21 protein-coding genes, 3 pseudogenes and 1 other annotated feature are annotated in these 26,851 nt (G+C 35.0%); of the genes and pseudogenes, 9 read left to right on the forward strand and 15 right to left on the reverse strand.

All coding sequences use genetic code 11. The annotated features are described in order from the left end of the window. Together ACH6CY_RS12935 and ACH6CY_RS12940 are read left to right on the forward strand one after the other, a co-directional pair. Positions 1 to 593, forward strand: a pseudogene (locus ACH6CY_RS12935) (pre-toxin TG domain-containing protein); the annotation flags it as partial. 13 nt (positions 594 to 606) lie between these two features. Next, complete coding sequence (locus tag ACH6CY_RS12940; RefSeq protein WP_374067747.1) at positions 607 to 951, forward strand: hypothetical protein; 345 nt, start codon at positions 607 to 609, stop codon at positions 949 to 951. Between the two features lie 222 nt (positions 952 to 1,173). On the opposite strand, the pseudogene ACH6CY_RS12945 reads toward ACH6CY_RS12940, so the two are convergent. Continuing rightward, positions 1,174 to 1,418: pseudogene (locus ACH6CY_RS12945) on the reverse strand (transposase); the annotation flags it as partial. A 558-nt stretch (positions 1,419 to 1,976) separates the two neighbouring features. Between ACH6CY_RS12945 and ACH6CY_RS15705 the strand changes: the two are divergent. Both ACH6CY_RS15705 and ACH6CY_RS12955 read left to right on the forward strand, forming a co-directional pair. Next, positions 1,977 to 2,294, forward strand: a pseudogene (locus ACH6CY_RS15705) (HNH/ENDO VII family nuclease); the annotation flags it as partial. Positions 2,295 to 2,323: 29 nt separating this feature from the next. After that, the gene (locus tag ACH6CY_RS12955; RefSeq protein ID WP_374067749.1) at positions 2,324 to 2,899 is read left to right on the forward strand and encodes a suppressor of fused domain protein; all 576 of its coding nucleotides are present in this window, start codon (positions 2,324 to 2,326) and stop codon (positions 2,897 to 2,899) included. A gap of 273 nt (positions 2,900 to 3,172) precedes the next feature. Here ACH6CY_RS12955 and ACH6CY_RS12960 read toward each other — a convergent pair whose 3' ends face one another. Further along, complete coding sequence (locus ACH6CY_RS12960) at positions 3,173 to 3,256, reverse strand: helix-turn-helix domain-containing protein (protein ID WP_374067788.1); 84 nt, start codon at positions 3,254 to 3,256, stop codon at positions 3,173 to 3,175. Between the two features lie 41 nt (positions 3,257 to 3,297). On the opposite strand from ACH6CY_RS12960, the gene ACH6CY_RS12965 reads away from it, so the two are divergent. After that, the gene (locus tag ACH6CY_RS12965) at positions 3,298 to 3,771 is read left to right on the forward strand and encodes a pre-toxin TG domain-containing protein (protein ID WP_374067750.1); all 474 of its coding nucleotides are present in this window, start codon (positions 3,298 to 3,300) and stop codon (positions 3,769 to 3,771) included. A gap of 257 nt (positions 3,772 to 4,028) precedes the next feature. Here ACH6CY_RS12965 and ahpF read toward each other — a convergent pair whose 3' ends face one another. From ahpF to tyrS, 4 genes are all read right to left on the reverse strand, one after another. Continuing rightward, entirely contained in the window at positions 4,029 to 5,555 is a 1,527-nt protein-coding gene (gene ahpF, locus ACH6CY_RS12970) for an alkyl hydroperoxide reductase subunit F (RefSeq protein ID WP_374067751.1), read from the reverse strand. A gap of 14 nt (positions 5,556 to 5,569) precedes the next feature. Beyond that, the gene (gene ahpC, locus ACH6CY_RS12975) at positions 5,570 to 6,136 is read right to left on the reverse strand and encodes an alkyl hydroperoxide reductase subunit C (RefSeq protein ID WP_374067752.1); all 567 of its coding nucleotides are present in this window, start codon (positions 6,134 to 6,136) and stop codon (positions 5,570 to 5,572) included. A 303-nt stretch (positions 6,137 to 6,439) separates the two neighbouring features. Then, complete coding sequence (gene pfkA, locus ACH6CY_RS12980; RefSeq protein WP_374067753.1) at positions 6,440 to 7,405, reverse strand: 6-phosphofructokinase; 966 nt, start codon at positions 7,403 to 7,405, stop codon at positions 6,440 to 6,442. A 105-nt stretch (positions 7,406 to 7,510) separates the two neighbouring features. Beyond that, entirely contained in the window at positions 7,511 to 8,779 is a 1,269-nt protein-coding gene (gene tyrS, locus ACH6CY_RS12985; protein WP_374067754.1) for a tyrosine--tRNA ligase, read from the reverse strand. Positions 8,780 to 8,835: 56 nt separating this feature from the next. Continuing rightward, positions 8,836 to 9,049 (reverse strand) — a binding site (T-box leader). 134 nt (positions 9,050 to 9,183) lie between these two features. On the opposite strand from tyrS, the gene ACH6CY_RS12990 reads away from it, so the two are divergent. The 3 genes from ACH6CY_RS12990 to ACH6CY_RS13000 all read left to right on the forward strand — a co-directional run bounded on the left by ACH6CY_RS12990 (position 9,184) and on the right by ACH6CY_RS13000 (position 14,129). Next, the gene (locus tag ACH6CY_RS12990) at positions 9,184 to 12,108 is read left to right on the forward strand and encodes a transglycosylase domain-containing protein (RefSeq protein WP_374067755.1); all 2,925 of its coding nucleotides are present in this window, start codon (positions 9,184 to 9,186) and stop codon (positions 12,106 to 12,108) included. A gap of 380 nt (positions 12,109 to 12,488) precedes the next feature. Beyond that, a complete protein-coding gene (locus tag ACH6CY_RS12995; RefSeq protein ID WP_374067756.1) occupies positions 12,489 to 13,394 on the forward strand; it encodes an ABC transporter ATP-binding protein in 906 nt (301 codons plus the stop codon). After that, the gene (locus ACH6CY_RS13000) at positions 13,395 to 14,129 is read left to right on the forward strand and encodes an ABC transporter permease (RefSeq protein WP_374067757.1); all 735 of its coding nucleotides are present in this window, start codon (positions 13,395 to 13,397) and stop codon (positions 14,127 to 14,129) included. Positions 14,130 to 14,314: 185 nt separating this feature from the next. On the opposite strand, the gene motS is transcribed toward ACH6CY_RS13000, so the two are convergent. The 4 genes from motS to ACH6CY_RS13020 all read right to left on the reverse strand — a co-directional run bounded on the left by motS (position 14,315) and on the right by ACH6CY_RS13020 (position 18,362). Beyond that, on the reverse strand, positions 14,315 to 15,109 hold the full coding sequence (gene motS / locus ACH6CY_RS13005; RefSeq protein WP_374067758.1) for a flagellar motor protein MotS: 795 nt from the start codon (positions 15,107 to 15,109) through the stop codon (positions 14,315 to 14,317). Next, on the reverse strand, positions 15,096 to 15,920 hold the full coding sequence (gene motP, locus ACH6CY_RS13010; RefSeq protein ID WP_374067759.1) for a flagellar motor protein MotP: 825 nt from the start codon (positions 15,918 to 15,920) through the stop codon (positions 15,096 to 15,098). Before motP ends, motS begins: the two co-directional genes overlap by 14 nt. Positions 15,921 to 16,002: 82 nt before the next feature. After that, a complete protein-coding gene (gene ccpA / locus ACH6CY_RS13015; RefSeq protein WP_374067760.1) occupies positions 16,003 to 17,004 on the reverse strand; it encodes a catabolite control protein A in 1,002 nt (333 codons plus the stop codon). A 296-nt stretch (positions 17,005 to 17,300) separates the two neighbouring features. Then, complete coding sequence (locus ACH6CY_RS13020; RefSeq protein ID WP_374067761.1) at positions 17,301 to 18,362, reverse strand: bifunctional 3-deoxy-7-phosphoheptulonate synthase/chorismate mutase; 1,062 nt, start codon at positions 18,360 to 18,362, stop codon at positions 17,301 to 17,303. Between the two features lie 206 nt (positions 18,363 to 18,568). Between ACH6CY_RS13020 and ACH6CY_RS13025 the strand changes: the two genes are divergently transcribed. After that, complete coding sequence (locus ACH6CY_RS13025; RefSeq protein ID WP_374067762.1) at positions 18,569 to 20,698, forward strand: cell division protein FtsA; 2,130 nt, start codon at positions 18,569 to 18,571, stop codon at positions 20,696 to 20,698. A 36-nt stretch (positions 20,699 to 20,734) separates the two neighbouring features. Here ACH6CY_RS13025 and ACH6CY_RS13030 read toward each other — a convergent pair whose 3' ends face one another. From ACH6CY_RS13030 to ACH6CY_RS13050, 5 genes are all read right to left on the reverse strand, one after another. Continuing rightward, complete coding sequence (locus ACH6CY_RS13030) at positions 20,735 to 21,181, reverse strand: YtxH domain-containing protein (RefSeq protein WP_374067763.1); 447 nt, start codon at positions 21,179 to 21,181, stop codon at positions 20,735 to 20,737. A 37-nt stretch (positions 21,182 to 21,218) separates the two neighbouring features. Further along, the gene (locus ACH6CY_RS13035; RefSeq protein ID WP_374067764.1) at positions 21,219 to 21,638 is read right to left on the reverse strand and encodes a DUF948 domain-containing protein; all 420 of its coding nucleotides are present in this window, start codon (positions 21,636 to 21,638) and stop codon (positions 21,219 to 21,221) included. Positions 21,639 to 21,866: 228 nt separating this feature from the next. Further along, positions 21,867 to 23,168, reverse strand: a complete 1,302-nt coding sequence (gene murC / locus ACH6CY_RS13040; RefSeq protein WP_374067765.1) for a UDP-N-acetylmuramate--L-alanine ligase — start codon at positions 23,166 to 23,168, stop codon at positions 21,867 to 21,869. Positions 23,169 to 23,283: 115 nt separating this feature from the next. Then, positions 23,284 to 24,399, reverse strand: a complete 1,116-nt coding sequence (locus tag ACH6CY_RS13045; protein ID WP_374067766.1) for a nicotinate phosphoribosyltransferase — start codon at positions 24,397 to 24,399, stop codon at positions 23,284 to 23,286. A gap of 101 nt (positions 24,400 to 24,500) precedes the next feature. Further along, a complete protein-coding gene (locus ACH6CY_RS13050; RefSeq protein WP_374067767.1) occupies positions 24,501 to 26,672 on the reverse strand; it encodes a DNA translocase FtsK in 2,172 nt (723 codons plus the stop codon). Between the last annotated feature and the right edge of the window lie 179 nt (positions 26,673 to 26,851).

Raw genomic sequence — 26,851 nt, forward strand, 5'->3', positions numbered from 1 at the left:
GCTTACCTATCAACGCGATGCGTGATACTCACGTACAACAAGAGATACACACGAGCTTTGCGAAAGTTACTAAGGGTGCGGGTGAAACTATCCAAGTTAAGAACATTAAAGATGAAGTAGTTATTATTGCTGAAAGGGCTAAAGGCTTGGACTTAACTCTAAGAGTAACTCCATATAAAATCATGGGTAGTAAAAAAATGAAACAATTGAACGCAAAGGTAAAAAATAGAACTATCACAAAAGAAGAATGGCAACAATTGATGTGGAACAAGAGATTTAAACGCAGAAGAGATAAAGGTGTAGATGACTTCTGGGAACAAGAAAGAGAACGCTTGTTAAAGGGAGAAGCTACAAGGGTATGGACGGAGAAACAAGCAAAAGACATAATAAATGGTAAGGTGCCAAAATATGAACGTAAAACTATGATTGGTCACCATACTTATAGTGTATCTAAATATCCACAAATCGCCAACAGAGGCGAAATTATATATCCTGTAACATTTAGAGAACATTTGTATCGATGGCATGGTGGTAGCTATAAGAAAAGCCTACCTGGTAAACCACTAAATAATTCAGTTGATAATGAATTTTAAGGAGGATATAAATATGTCGGTAATACTTTTAGTGGTAGAACATGATGAAACTCAAATGAAATATTTACCTACAATAAGAAAAAATACAAATTTAGGATTTTCTGAGATAAAAAAAAGAATTGGAAATGGTAGTCCAATAATGGAATGTAATCTGTTTGAAGATGATGAGGACGATACAAAACTTAAAAAATTAATAAATGAATTGATAAATGTTGGTGCGAAGATAAGACTGTTTGATGGTGAATTAGTTAAAAATAAAGAAGTATCTGTTGAATATTTAATGAATAGATTTGATAGATATAAAGAAATACAACGACAAAATGAAATGTTAGATGATTTAATGTATGGCGAAGATTAATTTGTGGGGATCTTATGTAGAGTTGAGAAAATTCAGCTACAATATTTTGGCGAGATGACATTTTAAACTTATGAAGTATTGTTACAGGTAACATGCCAAAAACTTAAGACATTAAACAGGCTCGTTGGTTTAAAGATAGAAATAATAATGAAATACTTAATATAGCTAATTATAAAGCACTTTGTGATTGAGGTTTGTCAAATAAAGTGTGTAAGTTCTAATTTACGCAAGGTACTTTAATACCCGATTTTTAAATTATCATGGATAAGAAGTTGGTTCATAACCATTGCCCAATTTTGGATGTGGCCACCTTTCCATTTGATCTCAAGTTCTTTAATTCGTAAAAATAATACTTTTAATAGGGCGTTCTCATTTGGGAATGCGCCTTTTTTGGTTACTTTTCTGAAACTGGAATGAATACTTTCTACGGCGTTCGTTGTGTACATTACTTTACGAATCGCACTTCCATTATGCAACAAGCAGGTGCCGCCGCCATGTTAGCAGCTGGCTTGATTCCTGTCTTCGGGTGGGTAGGTAAAGGTGGCGTAGCTATATATAAAACAACAAAAGCGGTTAATGCCACGACAGCGGTATTCGACATGTATAAAACAACGAAAAGCTTACAAGTCATAAAAAACACCGAATATGGTATATATGGATTAATTTCCGCTAATGGCTTTTCTGAGTATTTAACTGGAAAAGATATCTTAGGCAATGCGCTCACTACCAGTCAACGGCAAGCAAGCTTATCACTCGGTTTAGCAGGGATCCTTCCTACGGCGATAGAACTGACACCTGCATCTAAGGCTGTTACCAAAGATATCACTAAAAAAGCACATGAACGCGTCGTTCGAAACACGCAATCGGCAAGATCCTTCGTCGATCATTGGTTTAACGGACTTGTTTCACAAACGGATGTTGCGATGGCAGGAGGCCCACGCTTACCTATCAACGCGATGCGCGATACTCACGTACAACAAGAGATACACACGAGCTTTGCGAAAGTTACTAAGGGTAAAGGTAGTCTTGATAAAACGTATAAAAGACCTTCTGGATATAGAAAAGGCGTTAGAGATGAAGTCTGGGAAAAAGCTAAAGATACAGATGGTAATGTAAGAGACCCACTTACTGGCACACTGATGAATAAAGATGGGCCATGGGATATGGGGCACAAACCAGGTTATGAATTTAGAAAACACCAACAAAGTGCAATGGAACGAGGTATATCAAGGAAAGAATTTTTAGATGAACATAATAACCCAGACCATTATTATCCAGAATTACCTTCCTCAAATAGGAGTCATAAGGGAGAAGATTTAACAGATGATTATTTTGGTGATTAATAATTAATTATGATTGTAGGAGGTTTAGTATGACAGTTACTAAAGCGAACAAAATTATTGCAAGAACTGCTTTAGAAGCATTCGGAGGAAAACCTAGTGTCTCAAAATATTGGGATGAAAATAATGTGAGTGATATTGATATATTATCGACTATAGATAGACCTTATGAGGGTGTTACTTCTTATTCTACAATTGGTTTATCTGATTATTCAATTGGATACTCAGTTGATGAAAAACCTTTGCGAGTAGAAATTGTCGGGGCTGGTGCAACCATGTTTGAACTCTTTCCGAATGTATTATCTACATGTGTTTTCAATATTATAAATACAAAGTTGCCTATCGCTCACGGTGAAATATTTAAAGGGGCAGTAAGAATGTACTATCCAGATAGTGAGATGGAACATGTATTGTTTACTTCACCTTTTTTATGGGAAAAACTTATTTCCCTAGACTTTATAGATAAGAAAGTTACATGGTTACTTGCAGTACCAATTTCTGCAAAAGAGTTATTATTTGCTGAGAGAGAAGGAACAGAAGCCTTAGAAGACTTGTTTGAAGAAAAAGACATAAATATATTTGATATTAGTAGAAATTCAGTTTTATAACTATTATTTAACCCTGACTAGCTTTCGCTTTTCAGGGTTGTTATTTATAGACCTAGTGGCGAATGAAGTAATTGTTAAAGACAGGATACACCTATCTTTTGTTATTCCTATAAAAAGGGTACCCTATCTAGTGAATTTCCTTTGTTGTGAAATAACCTAAAATCATCAGATACTACCATACTTATCCTCAAATACTTACCCTTTGCTTTCTCCCTTACTTTTAAATTTTTCGCAACTTTTACGTACAAAAGAACGATTACTTTATCGAGAGGACTACTCCACCTCGACTAACTCCTGAATGTCGATGTCTAACACTTGGCATACCGTTTCTAATGTGGAGAGATAAACCCTCTCCACATTGTCTGAACAAAGATGGCTAATCGTATTAGGACACAGCCTTGTCAAAGATTCACAAACAAATCAAAGAAGAAGAAAACAAGAAATGGCTTGAAAAGTTCTGGGAAGGAACTAAAATACTTGGTTGCGAGCTTATTGGATATTATGATTTTAAACGGATGGTAGAGGGGATCGATCCAGTTACGGGAGAAAAATTAACTGCTATGCAACAAGCAACTGCCGCCGCCATGTTAGCAGCTGGCTTGATTCCTGTCTTCGGGTGGGTAGGTAAAGGTGGCACAGCCATATATAAAACAACAAAAGCAGTCAATGCCACGACAACGTCATTCGACATGTATAAAACAACGAAAAGCTTACAAATCATAAAAAACACCGAATATGGTATTTATAGATTAGTTTCCGCTAATGGCTTTTCTGAGTATTTAACTGGAAAAGATATCTTAGGCAATGAGCTCACTACCAGTCAACGGCAAGCAAGCTTATCACTGGATTTAGTACGATTCTTCCTATTCTAACTTTAGCAAGGTATGGAAGCATTCCATTACGGCATTATCAAAGCCGTATCTAAACACCAACAACGTGCAATAGAAAAAGTTATCTCAAGGAAATAATTTTTAGATGAACATAATCACCCAGACTCTTATTACATAGAATTACCTGCCTCAAGTCGAAGTCATATGGCTCTATTATATGTCGGGATATGAAAAAATTACGCATATTACAAGAAAAGGTATGAAAACCAATCAATCATTGGTTTCATACCTTTTCTTTTTTAGTTACGAATCAAGTAGTCAAATGCACCTAATGATGCAGCTGCTCCAGTTCCCATGGAAATAATAATTTGCTTATAAGGCGAGTCGGTACAATCACCTGCTGCAAAAACTCCCGGTAAACTTGTAGCACCACGTTTATCAATGACAATTTCACCCATGCGGTTTCGTTCAACAGTATCTCCGAGCCACTCCGTATTTGGCACAAGACCAATTTGTACAAACACACCTGCTAGTTCAATATGATGCGCTTCATTCGTGTCACGATCAACATAGCTTATACCGTTCACTCTTTCATCACCTGTAATTTCAGTTGTCTTTGCATTTTTTATTACGGTGATATTTGGTAAGCTATATAATCTTTCTTGAAGAACAGCATCTGCCTTTAGTTCAGGCATGAATTCTATCACGGTGACATGTTTTACTACACCCGCAAGATCAATAGCTGCTTCTATACCAGAATTACCTCCACCAATAACGGCAACGTGCTTTCCTTCAAATAAAGGCCCGTCACAGTGAGGACAATAAGCAACCCCTTTATTTCTAAATTCTACCTCGCCAGGCACACCAACATTACGCCAACGTGCACCAGTAGAAAGAATAACGGTTTTACTTTGCAAGGTTGCTCCATTTTCAAGTTCTATTTCAAAAAGTTCATTCTTTGTCAATTTATTTACTTTTTGAAGCTTCATCACATCAATATCATAATCATTGACATGAGCTTCCACACTTGCCATTAGTTTTGGCCCTTCTGTGTAAGTGTTACTGATAAAGTTCTCAATTCCTAATGTGTCCATCACTTGACCACCAAAACGTTCAGCTACGATACCTGTTCGAATGCCTTTTCTTGCAGCATAAATAGCTGCGCTAGCTCCAGCCGGTCCGCCGCCAACAACTAATACATCAAATGGATCTTTATCTGTTAGTTCAGATGGATCAGGAGCATCTCCAACTTGAGCTAGTATTTCCTCAAGGGACATACGGCCACTACCGAAGAACTCGCCATTAAGGTACACAGCTGGAACAGCCATTACATTTTTCTGTTCTACTTCTGCTTTATATGCAGCACCATCAATCATTGTATGAGTAATATTTGGATGAACTACACTCATTACATTTAAAGCTTGCACTACATCTGGGCAATTATGACAGCTCAAGCTCACATATGTTTCGAAGTGATACTCACCTTTAACATTTTTAATTTGATCAATTACTTCATCTTCCACTTTCGGTGGACGTCCGCTTACTTGAAGTAAAGCAAGAACTAGCGAAGTAAACTCATGCCCTAATGGAATTCCGGCAAATGTTATACCTGTATCTTCATTGACACGATTTATACTAAAGCTTGGCGTACGCTGTAATTGTGCTTCTTGCACAGATATTTTTCCAGACATATCAGCGATTTCATTAACAAGCTCTTTCATTTCTTTTGAAATATTGTCATCACCTATACTGACTTTAATGACAATATCATTTTCCATTAATTCTAGATATCCAGCAAGCTGCTGTTTAATATCTTGATCTAACATATTTATCGCACTCCTTAGATTTTACCTACAATATCAAGGCTAGGTTTAAGTGTTTCAGAACCTTCTTCCCATTTTGCAGGACAAACTTCACCAGGATTTTGGCGAACATATTGCGCAGCCTTTACTTTATTGATTAGTGTACTTGCATCACGACCAATTCCCCCAGCGTTAATTTCTACAGTTTGAATAACGCCATCTGGATCAATAATAAAAGTACCACGATCCGCTAATCCAGCCTCTTCATCTAACACATCGAAATTACGTGAAATGGTTTGTGATGGATCACCAATCATTGTATATTTAATTTTTCCTACTGCCTCAGAGTGCTCATGCCATGCTTTATGTACAAAGTGTGTATCAGTTGACACAGCATATACTTCAACTCCTAAATCTTTCAATGCAGGATATTCTGTTTGTAAATCTTCTAATTCTGTTGGGCAAACAAACGAGAAGTCTGCTGGGTAAAAGCATACGACGCTCCATTTTCCTTTAAAATCATTTTCTGTTACCTCAAAAAAATCTTCACCAGCTTTGAAAGCTGAAGCTGTAAATGGTAATACTTCTGAACCGATTAATGACATACTATTGTCCTCCTAATATAATTAATTTTTATTGTTTGCAATTTCTATCTAGTAGCACCTCAAACAATAATTATTCTAACTCTATATGAATTATTATAAAGGAATTGTTACGAAAGTCAATCCCTTTTTCTAATTTTATCATCTGTTTAACCATTTTTTATATTTACCTGCATTTCAAACATTTCAAATACACTTTTTAAGCTATTAATGATGAAAAATGTTGGAAAGCAACAGGTATACTTGTTTTAAGCAAGATCTTTACTGATTCTCATTTAAATTGTATGCATGAGAATTTTGTTTTATTTAGATTAAGTCGTGGAACATTTTATATAGTTTCTCATCTATTTCATTTTCCGATTGAACGATTTCATCAAAAGTATGATACGTGATCTCATTCTTTTCCATACCTAATGCAACGCCTGTTACCCCTTTATGAATCAAATCAATTACTTTGTGTCCCATTCGACTGGTAAACAGACGATCAAAAGCTGTCGGCGTCCCCCCTCTTTGGATATGACCTAAAACGGTCGGACGTGTATCTAAATTGGAATGCTGTTCAATTAATGCAGCTATTTCTTCTGCAGTCCCAGCTCCTTCTGCAACCATAACAATACTGTGTGTTTTCCCTCTTTCAAAACCTTGTGTTAATTGGCTAGCCACTGCTTTCATATCATAGCCAAACTCAGGAATTAGAACAGCGTCAACACCGCTAGCTATTCCAGCTTGTAGTGCAATGTCACCACACTTTCTCCCCATTACTTCTATTACACTAACACGCTCATGGCTACTCATCGTGTCACGTAAATTGCTAATTGCATCTTGGATAACATTTAATGTAGTATCAAAACCGATTGTATAATCCGTTAAAGGAATATCATTATCGATAGTACCAGGTAAACCGTATGTGTTGATGCCCTGTTTCAGTAGCGATTGAGCACCGCGATAGCTACCATCCCCACCAATAACAATGAGATGGTTAATTTCATGGTTTTTTAAATTGTTTACCGCTTTGTTTTGTCCCACTTCTGTTTTAAATTCCTCTGATCGCGCTGATTGTAAGAAAGTACCTCCTCGATATAAAATATCACTAACATCCTTACTTCCTAATGTAATAAAATCATTTTCTATTAAACCTTTATATCCTCGTTTTATACCTATCATTTCATAACCATATGCCAATCCAGTCCGAACAACCGAACGTATGGCACTGTTCATACCCTGAGAATCTCCACCTGAAGTCAACACCGCTATTTTTTCCATTCTTCTCACCCTTTCTTATATAATAATGTTTATCTTTCATTTATCTAGTAAGCTTTGAACTACCTAAAAAAAAGGTACTCTCTGTTTGAGAATACCCTTTTTACTGCAAAACTATTACACAAATTTAATTAAAAAATATTTCTTTTTACCCCTGCGAATAATTGTAAACGTATCATCAATTCGATCTTCTGCATTAATAGTGTAGGTCAACTCTTGTTGACGGTCACCATTCACATACACAGCTCCATTGTTTACATCTTCTCTTGCTTGTCGCTTTGATGATGCAATTCCTGCTTCTACTAATAAATCAACAATCAATTTATCCTCTTTTGAAAATTCAACTGTTGGTACATCTTTAAAGCCTTGTTCTATCTCGCTACCGTTCAATGCTTTAATATCTCCACTAAACAAGGCTGCTGTAATTTTTTCTGCTTGTGCCAATGCTGCTTCATTGTGAACTAAGATTGTCATTTCCTCAGCTAGCCTTCTGTGAGGAACACGTTTTTCTGGAGCTAATTCTAATTCTTTCTCAAGTGTTGCTATTTCATCCATGTTCAAAAATGTGAAATATTTCAAGAATTTAATCACATCACGATCATCTGTGTTAATCCAAAATTGATAGAACTCATAAGGAGATGTTTTCTTTGGGTCTAACCATACCGCCCCACCTGCTGTCTTACCAAATTTCGTTCCATCAGCTTTTGTAATTAGTGGCACAGTTAACCCGTAAACCTTCGCATCATCGCTTTCTTCTTTAGCACGACGAATTAACTCCATCCCAGCAGTAATGTTCCCCCACTGATCACTTCCACCAATTTGCAAAGAACAATTCTCTTTTTCATACAGATTTAAGAAATCAAAGGATTGTAGAATCATGTAAGTAAACTCAGTAAATGAAATACCATTTTCTAAACGTGATTGTACCGAGTCTTTAGCAAGCATGTAATTAATCCCAAAATGTTTACCCGTATCACGCAAAAATTCAATTATAGTAATATTATTTAACCATTCTGCATTATTTCTAGCTACTGCCCCATTTTCATGACTTTCAAAATCTAAAATACGTGCTAATTGCTTTGTAATACTATCACTAAAGTACTGTACAGTTTTTTCATCATTTAATTGACGCTCATCTGTTCGGCCACTTGGATCCCCAATCATTCCAGTCCCTCCACCGATCAAAGCAATTGGACGATGCCCTGCACGTTGAAATCTTTTTAACATTAGTGCTGGTACTAGATGTCCAATATGCAAACTATCTGCCGTTGGATCGAAACCGCAATACAGCGTAACTGTTTGATTTGCTAAATGTTCCTTTAATCCCTCTTCATCTGTCATTTGTTGAATTAATCCGCGTTCTTGCAGATCTTTTAAAATATCCATCTAATCACTCCTAAACTTTTACTTTTAACTACAAAAAAAAGAGCAATAATCATCCAAAAAGGGACGAATATTACTCGCGGTACCACCCTAGTTACAACGTATTACTGTTGTCACTCCATTTGTTAACGTTGCAATAAGCACCGTCTTCTATTATAGATAGAAGAAGCTCCAGAGCGTAATTCGCAATCAAACTATACACTAACTTTCACCGACCGTTAGCTCTCTATAGCAGGGAATTTGATTACTACTTCATTCTTTCGTAGCTGTTCATATAATTGTTATTTATATATTAATATCACATTTCCTTTATGAATGCAATTTAAATTCAATTTTTTCATCTTAAATTTCTTATCAATGTTTATTTCTATGCTATAATATAGATTGGAATTTTAGGAGGGTCGATCATGGATATAAAAGAATTTTATCATAAATCGATAAACGCAATAAAGCAGAGATGGAAAACTGGAGTGATTCAACGGACATCGAGAATAACATATGATGTAACGTGGAATGTCATTCTGTTTTTTATCATTATTGGTGTCGTAGGACTATTCTTTGGCGGAGGGTTAGGTGCTGGTTATTTCGCATCGCTTGTTAAGGACGAACCTGTTCGTGCAGAAAAAGACATGAAAAATGCTATTTATAATTATTCAGAAACATCAGAAATATATTTTGCAAACAACGTATATATGGGTGAAGTTAGTTCTGATTTATATCGTGAAGAAATAACGCTAGATAAGGTTTCCCCATTGGTCTTAGACGCAATTGTAGCTACAGAAGATGCCAGTTTTTATGAACATGAAGGTGTTGTTCCAAAAGCAGTATTACGTGCCATGTTTCAAGAAGTTACAAATTCATCAGTAAAAACAGGTGGTAGTACCTTAACGCAACAAATCATTAAAAATCAAATACTAACAAATGAAGTATCATTCGAGCGAAAGGCAAAGGAAATATTACTTGCTTTACGTGCAGAGAATTTTTTGAAAAAAGAAGATATTTTAGAAGTATATCTAAATGTCGTTCCTTTTGGACGTAACGCCAATGGACAGAATATTGCAGGGGTTAAGACAGCTGCAAAAGGAATTTTTGGAGTTGAGCCTAAAGATTTAAACCTACCTCAAGCTGCATTTATTGCAGGCTTACCACAAAGTCCTTTTGCGTATACTCCTTTTACAAACGGTGGTCAAGTAAAAGACGAGAAAGGGCTACAAGCTGGGCTTAATCGAATGAGGACTGTTCTTTCTAGAATGCTAGAAAATAATTTTATCACACAGGAAGAGTATGACGAAGCAATCAATTATGATCTTGTTGCTAGTTTAACAGATTCAAGTCAATCTGTTTTTGATCGTTATCCGTATTTAACACTTGAAATAAAGGATAGAGCAACCGAATTGCTTCGAGACAAGTTAGCGATTGATGATGGTTACAGCATGAAAGATTTAGAAAAAAGTGAATCGTTAAGAGAAGAATATATAATGAAAGCAGGGCGTGCGCTTAGTCAAGGTGGATACAAAATTCATACGACAATAAATAAAGAAATTTACGATGCTTTTCAGAAGATAACAAAAGAACATAATAATTTCGGGGTTGAAAAGGTGGCTCGAAATATTAATACTGGTGAAGTTATTAAAGTTGAGAATGATGAAGGCAAAAAAGAAACATTAGTACAGCCTGTACAAGCCGGTAGTGTATTGATTGATAATGATACAGGAAAAATTATTAGTTTTGTTGGCGGGCGAGACTTTGACGTCGCACAACTCAATCACGCGACACAAGCGCCAAGATCAATTGGTAGTACTGCTAAACCATTGTTAGTCTATGCACCAGCAATGGAAGAAGGAAAACTACAACCAGGATCTATTATTGCAGACTTAGATCTAGGTCCCTATAAATATATACCAAATAACTATGTAACTGGTAGACATTATGGCTTAGTAACAGCTCGAGAAGCATTGTATAAATCACATAACGTTTCTGCTGCAAAAGCTTATCAGGATATTTTAAGCTTAGATCCTGTTGGAAAGTATTTTGCTAAAATGGGATTCAGCAACATCACAGACGTTGACCATGAAAATGCTTCTATGGCTCTTGGTGTGTTTGAGGCTACTGTTGAAGAAACAGTCAATGGATTTTCAACGTTTGGTAACGGGGGACGTTTTGTCGACGCTTATATGATTGAAAGTATTGAAAGTGTTGACGGCGAGAAGGTCTATCAACATAAAAGTGAACCTGTTGATGTATTTACACCTCAAACTAATTATTTGATGTTAGATATGATGCGTGACGTACTTACACAAGGAACTGGGACGTATGCAAGAGCAAGACTAACTAACCCGAGTGTCGATTGGGCTGGTAAAACAGGTACTGGTAATGACTACTCCGATGCATGGTTTGTCGCTACGAATCCAAACGTCTCATTAGGAACATGGATTGGATATGATTATAGACAAAAGTTAGATAGTGGGTATAGCGGGAGAAATCTATCATATTGGGCTAAACTAGTAAATGCAGCTACTAAAATTGACCCAGATTTAATGGCTCCAAGTACTAAATTTAAGAACCCAGGTAATATTGTTTCAAGATCATTCTGTAAAACATCCGGGTTATTACCATCTGATATTTGTAACGATTTAGGTTTGGTTGGATCAGATATATTTAATGCGAAATACGTTCCGACAAAAGAAGATAATAGCCTAATAAGAGGTCGCTACACAATGGTGGATGGTAAGGCTGTGTTAGCAGGTGAAAGTACACCTAGTGAGTTTGTACAAGACGACGGTATTGCATTTAATCCTGAATGGTTAAAAGAAAATCACTATGATAAATTAGGTGATTTATCAAAGCTTTTTCCGAATAGCAATAAAAAATGGGCTACTCTTAAATTACCAGCAGAATCGTCAGATATTAAAAATGATGGCAAGGCACCAAACGCTCCATCATCATTGAAAAAAGCTGGTGGTAAATTAACTTGGAAAAAGTCATCTAGTAAAGATACAGTTGGCTATCGCATTTATCGAGCCACCGATCCTGATAGTAAATCCTCTTTAATTGGACATACGACCGATACACATTATAATATTGGTAATGCACAAGGGGTCTATACAATTAAAGCCGTTGATTACTTCGGACAAGAATCAAAAGTATCTAACAAATTAGAGGTGGGTAATTTCTCTGATAAAGAAGAAAAACCTAAAAATGGAGAAGATAATGAGACTGATAAGCCTAGCAACGGTAACACAGGAGAGCAAGGAAATAACAATGGTGGAGACAATCCAGATAAAGAAGAAGAAGATCAACCTGATGAGGATACAGGAGAAGAAAATCCTTAACTTTTTGAAATAATGACTAACATATACGATCGTCCCACACTCTAATAATCAACATGTTAAATAGCAGATTATATATTAAAAATGTTGGTGTATTTTATTACACCAACATTTTTTATCGCTCTATTCTACCAAGTTGATTTGATTATCTAAACGATATTTTTTCCAAGCGATTTGAACATTTGATAGAGAATTATTAATTAATTGGAACGTTTTTTAAAACGTCAATCGTAAACAAAATTAATTATATCGTATAACACAATATGATAAGAATTCATCCGTGCAGGAGTAAGTTGTTTCTATAAAAAACATGGAAATGAATAATATTATAATTTTTCTGACAACTAATCAATGTTATAATTATATAAAGGGAGGTAGTAGAAATGGATAATTTAGTTGAGGTACATAACGTAACCAAACGTTTTGGTAAAACAACCGCTGTAAATGATATTTCTTTTACGATTGAGAAAGGTAGCACAGTAGCTATCTTAGGGCCAAATGGTGCAGGTAAAACAACTACCATATCCATGATGCTAGGGTTACTTGAGCCAACAGCAGGTGTGGTTACACTATTCGGAGAAGATCCAAAACAAGTAACTGTTCGCAATCGTATTGGGGCTATGTTACAAGAGGTCAGTGTCATTAATCAGCTAAAAGTTCAGGAAGTAATTGAGCTATTTAGGAGCTATTATTCTCATCCACTATCTACAGAAGAGCTTATTTCAGTGACTGGTTTACATGAAGATCTTTTGAAGAAGTGGGCAAATAAGCTTTCAGGCGGACAAAAAAGAAGATTGGGATTTGCGCTTGCACTTGCAGGGAATCCTGACCTCCTATTTTTTGATGAGCCAACGGTAGGATTAGATATTACGGCAAGAAAGAATTTTTGGGATAAAGTAAATATGCTAAAAGAACAAGGCAAAACAGTTATTTTCACTACACACTACCTTCAAGAAGCGGATGATTTCTCCGAAAGAATTATTCTTTTTAACGATGGACAAATTATTGCGGATGGTAGCCCTGATGATATTAAACATAATGTTTCAGCTCGTAGCGTATCGTTCCAAACTTCAAATAACGATGCTGTAATAGCACAGATGCAATCATTTGCAGAGGTTATTCGCTGTTATGAAAAGGAAGGAAGAATTTATGCTGTAACGAATGATACGGATACAGTACTTAGTCGTATTTTTACTCAAGGTCTTGATGTAAAAGATGTGTTTATTGAACAAGGGCGATTGGAAGAAGCATTTGATCATTTAACTTCAAAACAGAAGGAGGTTATCTAGATGCATGCAATTATAACGCAATGCAAGTTTGAAATGATACGTATTTTTCGCAATCCCTACTTTGTATTTTGGTCCTTATTCATGCCAATATTATTTTACTTTATTTTCACGAATATAGTAAATACAGGCGTGCCTGATCAAGGGGAGTGGCAAGCGTATTATCTTATGTCGATGACTACCTTCAGTGTGATGGGATCTGCTATTATGAACTTCGGCATTCGAATGGTGCAAGAACAAACGGAAGGATGGTCTACGTTTATGAAGCTCACCCCCTTTCCTTCTTGGGCATATTTCGCTTCAAAAATGTTTGGCCAATTTATTATCCATTTATTATCGATATTGATTGTTTTTTTAGCAGGCTTTATTATAAACGACGTATCTCTATCTGCTTTTCAATGGATTTTTTCTGGTATATGGATTTTAATTGCTTCGATTCCATTTTTAGCTCTAGGTTCATTGGTGGGAACCATGCGGAAAGTAGAAACTGCCGGTGGAGTGAGTAATATTATCTATTTAGCATTGGCTATTCTAGGTGGTATGTGGATGCCCGTTGACATCTTCCCTTCATTTTTACAGCGACTAGCAGAGTGGCTGCCTTCTTATCATTTCGGTAGTGGGGCTTGGAATATCGTAGAAGGCACATCACCAGATTGGCAAAGCTTCATTATCTTAATCGCTTATTTATGTTTATTCTTACTTCTGGCTATTTTCATTAGACGCAAACAAGAAGCATAAATCATCTTTTCAAAAGGTAAACGGATTAATTAAAATTTATTCCCGTTCAGCTAATATATAACATTCAAATAAAAACTGAAATGGTATAAAAAACTTGAATGAATTTATTTTGAGCGACAAATGACGTTCCTACATTCGATTTCGCTATGAACAGAAAAAAGACATCTTTCTAAAAAAGATGTCTTTTATTCCTCTTTATTCAATTCTAATATAACAATTTCTACTCGTCTATTTTTGCTCCAATTTTCTGCAGAGTTATTTTCTACAATCGGTCTTGTATCACCATACCCTACAGCTATAAATCTATCTTGATTTAAATCACTATTATTTGTAATGTATCGAATCACACTACTTGCTCGTGCTCCTGACAACTCCCAATTAGATGGATATTGCACTGTGGATATTGAACGATTGTCAGTGTGTCCTTCTACACGGATTTCATTTGGAATGTTACGCAATAATAAACTAACTTTCTCTAAAAAAGGCTCACCAGTTGCCTTAATATCGGCTTCTGCGGTATCAAACAAAATACGCTCTTGCAATATTAAAACGATACCTTGATCTGTTCGATTCGCAGTAATCATATTTTCTAAATTGTTTTCTCGTAAAAATGTTTTAATTTCAGCTAGCAGCTTGTCCAATGACTCTTGATTATCATCCATAATATCACTGTTTGTTTCTTCATTTGATTCTTCTTCTGGTTCTGAGTCAGATAAGTTATTAAGAAAATCATCCGATCCTTCATTTTCTTCTCGATGCTCAGAATTTTCAGTAGGATGATCCATTTCTAGTGTGGAAGGATAGCTATCAAAAATCATTCGATTACGAAACGATTCGGCTACAGCTTGGAATTTCACCAAATCAATTTGAGACATAGAAAATAATAAGACAAAGAAAACTAAAATCAATGTAACCATGTCAGCAAAAGTAACCATCCACTTCGGTGCACCTTTATTTACTTTTTTTTTACGACGCATCATTAGCTGGTTCTCCTACAAACTCTTCTTGTTCATCTTCTTGTTTTCTTTTCATATCTTCAGATAAAAAGGCACTCAGTTTTTCTTTAAGAATTCGTGGATTTTGCCCTGATTGTACACCGATAACACCTTCAATAACAATTTGCTTCATAAAAATCTCTTCTTCTGTTTTTAGTTCTAACTTTCCAGCCATCGGTATAAACACAAGGTTGGCTAATAACGAACCATAGAAAGTGGTCAATAACGCAACAGCCATATTCGGTCCTAGTGTAGTTGGATCAGTTAAGTTATTTAACATGAGAACCAAACCAATTAGTGTACCAACCATCCCCCAAGCTGGGGCATAATCTCCTGCTTTTTCTATGATTATCCGCCCTTTTTGGTGACGATCATCCATCGCTCGAATTTCTGCATTCATAATATCATTAATCACTTCTGGTTCAATACCATCCACTGCTAGTAAAACACCTTTTTTGATAAAAGGATCATCTACATTATCCAACTCATTCTCTAGTGCTAGTAATCCTTCTCTTCTAGCTCTTTCAGATAATCGCTCAAACAATTGAATCAATGCTAAAATATCATGTTGATTCTTATTAAAGGATTCCTTCACTACACGACCAGTTAATTTAATTTGCTCCAAATTAAAGTTAATCAATAGTGCAGCTGTTAAGCCTCCTAACACAATAACTACAGATGATACTTGGATAAAGGATACAAATCCTCCTGCACCTCCACTAGAAACAATACCAAATGCAATCATAATAAAGCCTAACGTAATGCCGATCGGTGTTAAAATATCTCTTTTTTTCATATGCTCTCTCCCTAACTAGCTACAAACTTTTTATAAATCACTTATACCAAGGATTTGCATGTTGATATATTTTATATCGGCATTATTTAGATTTTGTTGAGTTTCTTTCCATAATTTGATGCGGAAGTATGACATTTGCATCTTCTACTTCTTCTTTATTCATATATTTAGTCAATAAACGCATCGCTACAGCGCCAATATCATACATTGGTTGCACAATAGTCGATAAAGTAGGACGAACCATCGTTGCCAATCTTGTATTATCAAAACCAAAGACCTCAATATCTTCTGGCACACGTAAACCTTGATCTTGAATACCGTGAATGACACCTAAAGCCATTTCATCTGACGCAACATGAATAGATGATGGTCTGTTTGGAAGATGAACTAACTTTTCTGCAGCATCTTTTCCTGCATCATAAGTAATATCACCTTTAATAACATAAGACATGTCTACTTCTTGGTTCGCCTCCCGCAATGCACGTTCGTACCCTTTAAATTTCAACTCATTTGTTACAGTTTCTTCAGTAGCACAAACATAAGCTGGGTGGCTGTTTCCATTGTCAATTAAATATTTTGTTGCTTCATAGGAAGCTTGTTCATAATCAATATTTACAGAAGAAACCGTATTTGTTGGATCTACTGTAGCAGCAAGTGCAATAGGTACTGGGGATGTCTTAAATTGTTGTATATGCTCTTCTGTAATTTTACCTCCCATAAACACGATACCATCGACTTGTTTTTCTAACATTGTATTAATCAGCTGTACTTCCTTATCTACATTTTGATCAGAGTTACTTAATATGATGTTATATTTATACATATTAGCAATATCATCAATACCACGAGCTAATTCAGAAAAGAAAATACTCGAAATATCTGGTATGATTACTCCAACTGTTGTCGTTTTTTTACTTGCTAATCCTCTTGCCACAGCATTTGGTCTATATCCTAACTGCTCAATTGTATTTAGTACTTTTTTTCGTGTTGCCGGTTTTACATTCGGATTCCCATTCACTACACGAGAGACGGTTGCCATTGAAACATTTGCTTCTCGTGCCACGTCATATATTGTTACATTCACCTTTCATCTACCTCCGTTATTTTAAGTTTCATTTTTTGAAAAATATTTCGATTTCAGCGTTATTTCAGCAAAGCTCCTTAAACACATACATTTTTTTTACTAGACATGTATGATTATAACAAATTTTATATGTTTTTGTTATCCTACTATTGTAAGTTATAAAAATAGATTGTTCAAATTAAACAACATAAAATATACAACTTTATGCATCGTCTATTTTAAAAAATCAACTTGATTTCATCATTACATAAATAATCCTCTTGCACTTTACAGGCAAGAGGATTATTATCTATCCTTTATTTTTTAACTTCATTCATGAACCGGTTAAACATATCAAAATCCATTTGTTGTGCCGCGTCAGAAAGTGCCACTGCTGGATCTGGATGTACTTCTGCCATTACTCCGTCAGCACCAATAGCTAGTGCCGCTTTAGCTGCTGGAATTAATAAATCTCTTCTTCCAGTAGAGTGAGTAACATCAACCATTACTGGTAAATGTGTTTCTTGTTTTAATATTGGAACAGCTGTAATGTCTAACGTGTTACGTGTTGCCTTTTCATATGTGCGAATCCCGCGCTCACATAAAATAATATCGCCATTACCTCTTGAATTAATGTATTCTGCTGCATTAATAAAATCAGAAATCGTTGCCGACATCCCTCTTTTTAGGAGTACAGGTTTGTTCACTTCCCCAGCAGCCTTTAATAATTCAAAGTTTTGCATATTACGTGCTCCGATTTGAATAACATCAATATAATCTATTGCTTTATCCATGTCAGCGGGATTGACAATTTCACTTACAACAGCTAAGTCATATTCATCTGCAACACGTTTTAGAATTTCTAACCCTTCAAAACCAAGTCCTTGGAAATCATAAGGTGATGTTCTTGGTTTAAATGCACCACCACGTAATAACTTTAATCCTTTAGCTTTCACTTGTTCAGCTACTTGAGCTACCTGTTCATAACTTTCCACAGCACACGGGCCAAAAATAAAGTGCTCTTTACCATCACCAAACTTTTCTCCATTGATGTCAATGATAGTATCTTCTGGCTTTTTCTTACGTGATACTAGCAACGCTTTGCTATGATTATCTTCTTGTAATTCTAATCCTGCCTTGAAAATTTCTTTAAACAAGTGAATAATGGTCGCATTTTCAAAAGGACCATTGTTATGTTCTTTGATTAAATCCAACATATCTCGTTCTCGTACTGGATCATAACTACGATTCGCACCCTGCTTTTCTTTTGCTTGCGCCGTTTGTTGAACTAAATCCGCTCGCTTATTGATCAATTCTAATATATCCAAATTCACTTGATCTAATTCTTTTCTTAATAAATCTAATTGCTCATTACTCAAAGTTACTACCCCCTATTATAATTTCACGTTATAATGTAATAAGATATTTTATAATTAGGGATAATTATAGCTAATATTTTGTTCGTTGTCATCATTATGTTTAAATATTTAGTATATTCTTTAATTTTTTTATACTTTTATTATTTTCTTCTGTTTTATGGTTATTTATTAACAATTCTCTCTAGGAAAAAGAAAGGATCAGATCAATGGGTGAACAAATTTTTGCATTAGATATCGGAACACGTTCAGTTATAGGTATTTTATTACACCAAACGGATACAGATTACACAATTACAGACTATGTTGTGCGAGAACATAAAGAACGCTCCATGCTTGACGGACAAATTCATGATGTTGTTTCTGTAGCTACTGTTATACAAGAAGTAAAAGAATATTTAGAGCAAAAACATCAAATTACATTGTCAAAAGTTTGTGTAGCTGCTGCTGGTCGGGCTTTAAAAACAAAACGAACGACAATTACGAAGGATATATCTCTTCAACCGTTAATTTCCAAAGATGATATTGTCATGATGGAGCTTAGCGCTGTTCAGCAAGCACAATTTGAGCTCTCTTTAGAGGAAAGGGAACGTTCTTTAACACATTATTACTGTGTTGGCTATTCGATACTCCAATACAAGCTTGATCAAGATATTATCGGGTCTTTAATTGATCAAAGAGGTGAAGAAGCCGAAGTTGAGATCATTGCAACGTTTCTTCCAAAAGTGGTTGTTGAGTCTCTAATTGCTGCTTTACAACGTGCAGATTTAGAAATGGAAGCATTAACACTAGAACCAATTGCAGCAATTAATGTGTTAATTCCAACCTCTATGAGAAGATTAAATGTTGCCCTAATAGATATTGGAGCAGGAACAAGCGATATCGCTATAACAGATACGGGGACAATCACCGCATATGGAATGGTACCTAAAGCGGGAGATGAAATAACAGAAGCAATTAGTGATCAGTATTTGCTAGATTTTAATGAAGCAGAACGATTTAAAAAAGATATTACAGCAAATAATGAAGCAGTATTAACTGATATATTAGGATTTGAACAAACCATCTCTATAGACGAACTTTCTCTAGCTATTCAACCTGCAATTGATCGACTTGCCAGTGCAATTGCAGAAGAAGTGATTGCATTAAATGCAAAAGCACCAAAAGCAGTTATGCTAGTGGGTGGTGGAAGTCTGACACCAAAATTAACAACCCATATAGCTAACAAATTACAACTTCCTGATAATCGAGTGGCCATTCGAGGAACAGATGCAATACCATCTTTACAATTTGATATAGAAATGCCAGAAGGTCCTACATTTATCACACCAATCGGAATTGCGATAGCCGCAAAACAAAATCCGATACATTATATTAGTGTAACTGTTAATGATCGTGATGTTCGTCTATTTGATGTAAAACAGCTCACTATTGGTGATTGCTTGTTAGCTGCTGGGATTCATGTTGATAAATTATACGGTCTTCCTGGAATGGCCTATATGATTCGCTTTAACAACCAGTCCATTACGTTACCAGGTAGTTATGGAAAACCACCAAAAATAGTATTAAATGGGGATATAGTTAGTGCAGATGAACCGATTCAACATGGTGATATATTGCATGTAGAAAAAGGAAAAGACGGGGAAGAACCAGCAATTACAATAGGAGAACTCGTAGGAGAATTAGATAAATTTAACATTCATTATAATCATCAACCCTATTTCATTCAAGCAGATTTAATCGTAAATAATAACAAAGTTTCTCTGGATTACAAGATCTGTGACAATGATCAGATTCAATTGAAAAAAATTAAAACAGTTGAAGATTTCTTTTTATCCATTAACCAAACAGAAAATATAGTTAATGATCATTCATTTATTTTAGGAATAAACGGAAAAACAAAAAACATCTTAACATTCACACAACAATTATTTGTAAATAATAAATTAGCAACATTTACAACACCGTTAAAGTCTGGAGATCAATTAGAGCTAACAGAAAGTAAAGAGCCGACCGTACATCATTTACTTAAGGAAATAGGTGAAACGATCTATCAGACACTTCCAATCACCTTTAATGGAGAAAAAGTAATCATTCGAAAAAAGATGAAACATGTATTGAGAAATGGTAAAGAAGTTGATTTAAATACAGAGCTAAAACAGAATGACAACATAGAGTTAAAACCAATAGACAATCAACATTTTATTTTTCAAGATATTTTTAATTTTGTATCTATTGATCTTGCTGAAATTAAACCTGGTGTAGAAATAAAAAGGAATGGTCATCCTGCTACTTTCTTAGACCCAATCGAAGCCAATGATGAAATAACCATTCAATAAATAAAAATGGAACCCGTAATAGGTTCCATTTTTTATTTATTGCTTTTTCACATCTTCCACTGCTTCTTCTGTCGCTTCAGCTACTTCTTTTGCTGCCTCTTCTGCAGTTTCTTTTACAACTTCTGCGTTTTCTTTAGCAACGTTTATTTTATCCTGAATTGTTTTTGAAGTATCCTTAAATTTATTACTTAATTCTTGTGATTTTGCTGAAACATTTCTTTGCACTTGAGCAGACGTTTCTTTTGCATAGTCTTTCCACTCATTTCCTTTAACATAAGCAATATCTTTCCATTCATTTGCACGGTCTTTCAACGTGGTAGCACCTTCATTTAAATCTTCACGAAGTTCCTTGCCTGATTTAGGAGCAAACAACAACGCTACAGAAGCACCTACAATCCCACCAATTAGTGAACCAATTAAAAAGTCTTTACTATTAATATTTTCACCATTCTTCACATTATTTTGTTGTTCATTTTTACTCATTTCTATTCCTCCCTATAAATAATAATGATACTTTATATTAATTTTCATTACTACTATTTTTACGTTTTTTAATCACATTCATGATTACCGTACCCCATTTAATTGCTTGAGCTGTCTCTTCTTTGTTCTTTTCAGCTACCGCAGAAACACTATCAGAAACTCTTCGTATCGATTGATTAAAACTTTTTATCGTTTCACCAATACCCTTTACACCATCTACCACTGTATTTAAGCGAACAGACTTATCATTAATGTCTTCAGCAAGCTTATTTGTTTTATTTAATAGAGCTGTTGCTTCTGTTGATACACCTTCCATTTGCTTCCCTAAACCTTCTAAAGTATCTATTACATCGGATTTTGTTTCTTTTATTACCTTAACTAAAATAGCTAAATAAACAACCAATACAGCAAATGCAATAGCAAATATTAGTGCAGCGATATAGAGTAAATTAATCATACTTTCTTACAGCTCCCTTATTTATGTAATTAAATTGCCACATAATTTACTTATATAATGTTATTAACCCAATTTGGGTCATATTAAACATATTCTAGTAATAAAATTCACTTATTTGTTAATAATTATCCCTCATTTTTGTATAAGAAGTAAATTTCTTTTTTGAAAAATGCAAAGGAAGAGCAGGTTCCCTCCTCTTCCTAAATCTATTCACCAATTTTTTTAACTTCAAGACAAGTTCACTTTGTTTTCATATACCACTTGAAATTTTTGGATATCACCTGCACCCATAAATACTAAAACAGCATTAGGATAAGATTGAAGAATATCTATATTATCAAGTGTTAGCAGTTGACTATTTTCTATCAAAGTTCCTAAATCTTGAATAGTTAATTTTCCTGAACCTTCTCTAGCAGAACTAAATATATCACATAAAAATACATGATCAGCTTCTTGTAAACTTACAGCGAATTCATGCAAAAAAGTTTTTGTTCTTGTATACGTGTGTGGTTGAAAGATCGCTATTACTTCTTTATCGGGATACTTTCTACGAGCTGCATCAATAGTCGCTTCAATTTCTTTAGGATGATGTGCATAATCATCAATAAGAATTTGAGTATTAAGCTTTTTCTCTGTAAATCGACGCTTTACTCCAGTAAAAGAGGTGATTTTTTTAATTTCTTCTGCCTGCATACCTTCATAATGACAAATCGTAATAACAGATAATGCATTTAAAATATTATGTTTTCCATACATCGGAATAGTAAACGAATCATAGTAATTATTTCTAACAAACACATCAAAAGTTGTTCCGTTTGGTGTCTCTTCTACGTTTTTAGCTTGAAAATCATTACTTTCTGAAAAGCCATAATATAGAACAGGAACTTTTGCTTGAATTTGTTGTAAATATTCATCATCTCCGCATGCAATAATTCCTTTTTTCACACGTTCAGCCATACTTTGAAACGCTTGAAAAACATCATCAACACTTGTGAAGTAATCCGGATGATCAAAATCAACATTTGTCATGATTGCATAATCGGGATCATACGCTAAAAAATGACGACGATATTCACAAGCTTCAAACACAAAATATTTACTTTCTACATGACCTTGTCCTGTCCCATCACCAATGAGATAAGAAATTGGGTAATTTTGATTGAGTACATGAGCTAATAATCCGGTAGTGGATGTTTTACCATGTGCCCCAGTAACTGCTATACTCGTATATTGCTTCAACCACTGTCCCAAAAAATCATGATAACGATAAAATGGTAAATCAAGCGATCGACAAGCTTTAATTTCTTCATGATCTTCACTAAATGAATTACCAGCAATAACGATTAATTCTGGCTTTATATTATCTTTTGAAAATGGTAATATTGGGATCTGTTTATCCTCTAGTGCACGTTGTGTGAAAAATTCTTTTTCTACATCAGAACCTTGTACGTGTTCTCCAGAATCATGCAATATTTGTGCTAATGCACTCATCCCCGTACCTTTTATACCGATAAAATGGTAAGTTGTCATAACTAAGAACCTCCAAAATAGAGCGTTAAATCTTTTATACGTTTTACTTATTGTTTTGCCCAAATAATTATTCTAGCACAAGCTAATCTGGAAAACACTTATTTTATTATATGCATTATTTTGATTTAACATAATTTACTTTTTCTAATCTTGCATTTGGCCAATATTGTCGACCTTCTTTAGATTGTGGTTTTCCATTAAGTAATACATTATCACCTGTAAAGCCAATATTAATTTGCAATAAATTCCTTCCAATGCCATACATATCAACAGGAACATTTTCTTTTTCAAAAGCACGAATGCGTTCCTCATTAAAGCCACCGCTAGCAATTATTTTTACATGATTGTATCCCTCAGCATCTAAAGCATTTCTTAAAGCAAAAATTAGTTGTGGATTAACCCCTCTAGGGTCGAATGTCCCCATTAAGTGTTGATTTCTTAAAAAATATTTATCAACCATATAATTGGAAGTATCTAAACGAACAGCTTTTAACTTCTCCCCAAATGCTTGAGCCACTTTCAAAGCATCAGTAATGACATCATTATTGTAATCTACTAGAACAGTTAAGTCATCATCGGGATATTGCTCATAATATGCTTTTGAAGCTTGAACAATATCTCCTTCAAAAATTTGAATCATAGCATGCGGCATCGTACCCATACCAGTTTTACCCCACCACTCATTCATAGCATGGGTAGCTTGTGCAGTTGATCCACCGATAAATGCAGCATACCCATCACCAGCTTGTTGTGTATAATGATCATCTCGATCTCCCATAAAAATAATAGGTTTTTGCTTTCCGGATACTCTTGCCGCCTTTACCACATTATATACATTTGTTGCAACTGAAGTTCGGCGAGCTAATATTCCATCAATAATTCCTTCTAAATAGCCAAAAGATTGGTATGGACCAGTTACGGTTAGTACCGGTTCATAAGGGCTAATTTTATCTCCATCTTTTAAAGCATAAATGTCCAACTGTTCAGGATTATCAGCAAACATATGAATTAAGGCTATTGCTTCATCAGTTCCACACAAAACAGCGTTACTTTTTTGAAAAAATTGCATCGTCACTTTATTATTTGGTTTCAGTTTCTCAGCGATTTCTTTTGTTTTAAGAAAATATACCGCTGAAAACCAGCCCTCTTTAATTCGTTCATCAAATTTAAAGGTTTGGTTTGTTAAACGCTCAATCTCACCATTTAGTTTTTTTGTGATTTCTTTATCCATTTCGCTTGCCCCTTGTCGCATTCTAATTATATACCTTCGTCTATCATATAAGATTCATGTCTTATCCACAAGTTTTAAATTTTTTTAGCTGCTGACTAGCTTTAATCGAGTTCAGCCGTTGTTACGAGGACATCTCTTGGCTTACTTCCTTTTTGCGCTGAAATAATACCATTATGCTCCAATGTATCAATTAATCTTGCTGCCCGATTATAGCCGATTTTAAAACGTCGTTGCAACAAAGAGGCGCTAGCACCACTTTGCTCTATAACAAAAGAAAGTACTTCATGGTACAATTCATCCTCTACTTCTTCGGTTTTAACCTGTTGTAATAAATCTTCTTGTTCAAACAAGTAATTCGTAGGTGCTTGTTTTTTTGCATACGAAGTCACACGTTCAATCTCTTCATCAGTAACAAAAGCACCTTGAATACGAACAGGATGCCTTGCCCCATTTTCTACAAATAGCATATCTCCTTTTCCTAAAAGCCGTTCCGCTCCGTTTGTATCAATGATCGTACGCGAATCTACTTGAGATGACACACTAAAAGCAATCCGTGTTGGAATATTCGCTTTAATTAGTCCTGTAATTACATCCACCGAAGGACGTTGTGTTGCTAACAGAAGATGGATTCCACAAGCTCTTGCCTTTTGTGCAATTCGACAAATTGCATCTTCTACATCTTGGGGAGAAACCATCATTAAATCAGCTAATTCATCAATTACAATAACAATATATGGCATCTTATCACTTAATCGTTGCTGTTGTATCATTTTTTGATTGTACCGCTCTATATCTCTTGTTCCCTCTTGAACAAACTTTTCATAACGTTCTTCCATTTCAGATACTGCCCATTTCAGCGCATGTGTTGCAGCTTTTACATCCGTGATAACAGGAGAAACTAAGTGCGGGACTTCATTATACGGTGCTAATTCAACCATTTTTGGATCGATTAACATTAATTTCACATCTTCATGACTCGCTTTATATAATAAACTAATTAAAATAGTATTAATACATACACTCTTCCCAGATCCTGTCGCACCCGCAATCAAGCCATGGGGCATTTTTTTAATATCTGTAACAATCGGGCTTCCAGCAATATCTAAACCAAGTGCAATGTTTAATGGGGATTGATCATTTTGAAATTGACTCGCTTTAAATATCTCCTGTAAACTAACGGCTTTCGCTTGTTGATTCGGAATTTCAATTCCAATTGCATGTTTTCCAGGAATGGGTGCTTCCATACGGATATCTTTTGCTGCCATATTCAATTTTATATCATCACTTAAGTTCTTGATTTTACTTACCTTCACTCCTGCTTCTGGCTGGACTTCAAACCTTGTTACCGTAGGGCCTTGCATAGAGGCAATAACTTTTGCATTTACTTGGAACTGTTTTAATGTATTTTCTAATAAATTTGCTTGTTGCTCTATCCACACATTACTATTTTCTTGTTTAGCAATTGGATCATTCAATAAATGAATTGGTGGGCGTTTCTGTGCTTTATTTTTTTCTTTCTTTTGGTAGTATCGCTTTTTATCACTGGGACGCATTCTTACATTAAAAGGTTGTGGTTTTTTTCTGGCTTGTTTATTTTCGAATGGATGCTGATTTTCAGCAACTATCGTATCTTTTTCCGAATGTAAAGTCGATTCTTCTTGACTCACATGCTGTTCGTTACCAACACCTATTACATCTGGATTTTCTATATTCCGTGTTGATTGTTGCACTTGCTTTTCGCTTTCTGCTACTTGAGGCAATGTGTTTTGTTCAGTAAGCTGACTTCGCTTTTCCTGACGAGAATAAAGTAACTCATTACTTCGATTAACTTGTTCTGTTTTTTCCATTATATCAGCTGTCTGTTTATGTATATCCTTTTTTCTTAAAAATGCCGGTGTTTCTAACTCTTGTTTAATTTCTTCATTTGGACGCTTTCTAAAACCATAGACTGGCGATGGAACAGGAGTTGGACTAAATGGCTTACGTTTCTTTTCTGGCGATGTTTGATCATACGAATCATGCCTGTACTCTTCCCTTTTCATTTCTAAACGGTTACGCTTTATTTTCTTTCGCTCTGGTTGATTTTTAGGTTCATCAGGAATAGCAGGGAAATTGAGCTTTTTTTTGTTCGGGTATTGATAGAGTACTTTTCTATCTAAGTTCTGATCTATCGTATTGTTTTGCTCTCTATTAAAATATGAAAAATCGTTTGTTAATTTTTCATCTGATGAATGAAACCATTTCTTCATTTTATCTTTCCATCGATTAAACATACCTTTTCACTCTTCCATTTTATTTGTTTCCTTTTATTTTAACAGGTTTTCCTTTCGAAACATACTCATACTAAATGATTCTTTCTATTGTCGTATTGATAAATAATATCTATGTATCAGTCAAAGTGTTTTCTAATTAGAAAAGAGTTGCCTTTCACAAGACAACCCTACTTATATAC

Source organism: Paraliobacillus sp. JSM ZJ581 (assembly GCF_044383835.1).
GTDB lineage: Bacteria > Bacillota > Bacilli > Bacillales > Amphibacillaceae > Paraliobacillus.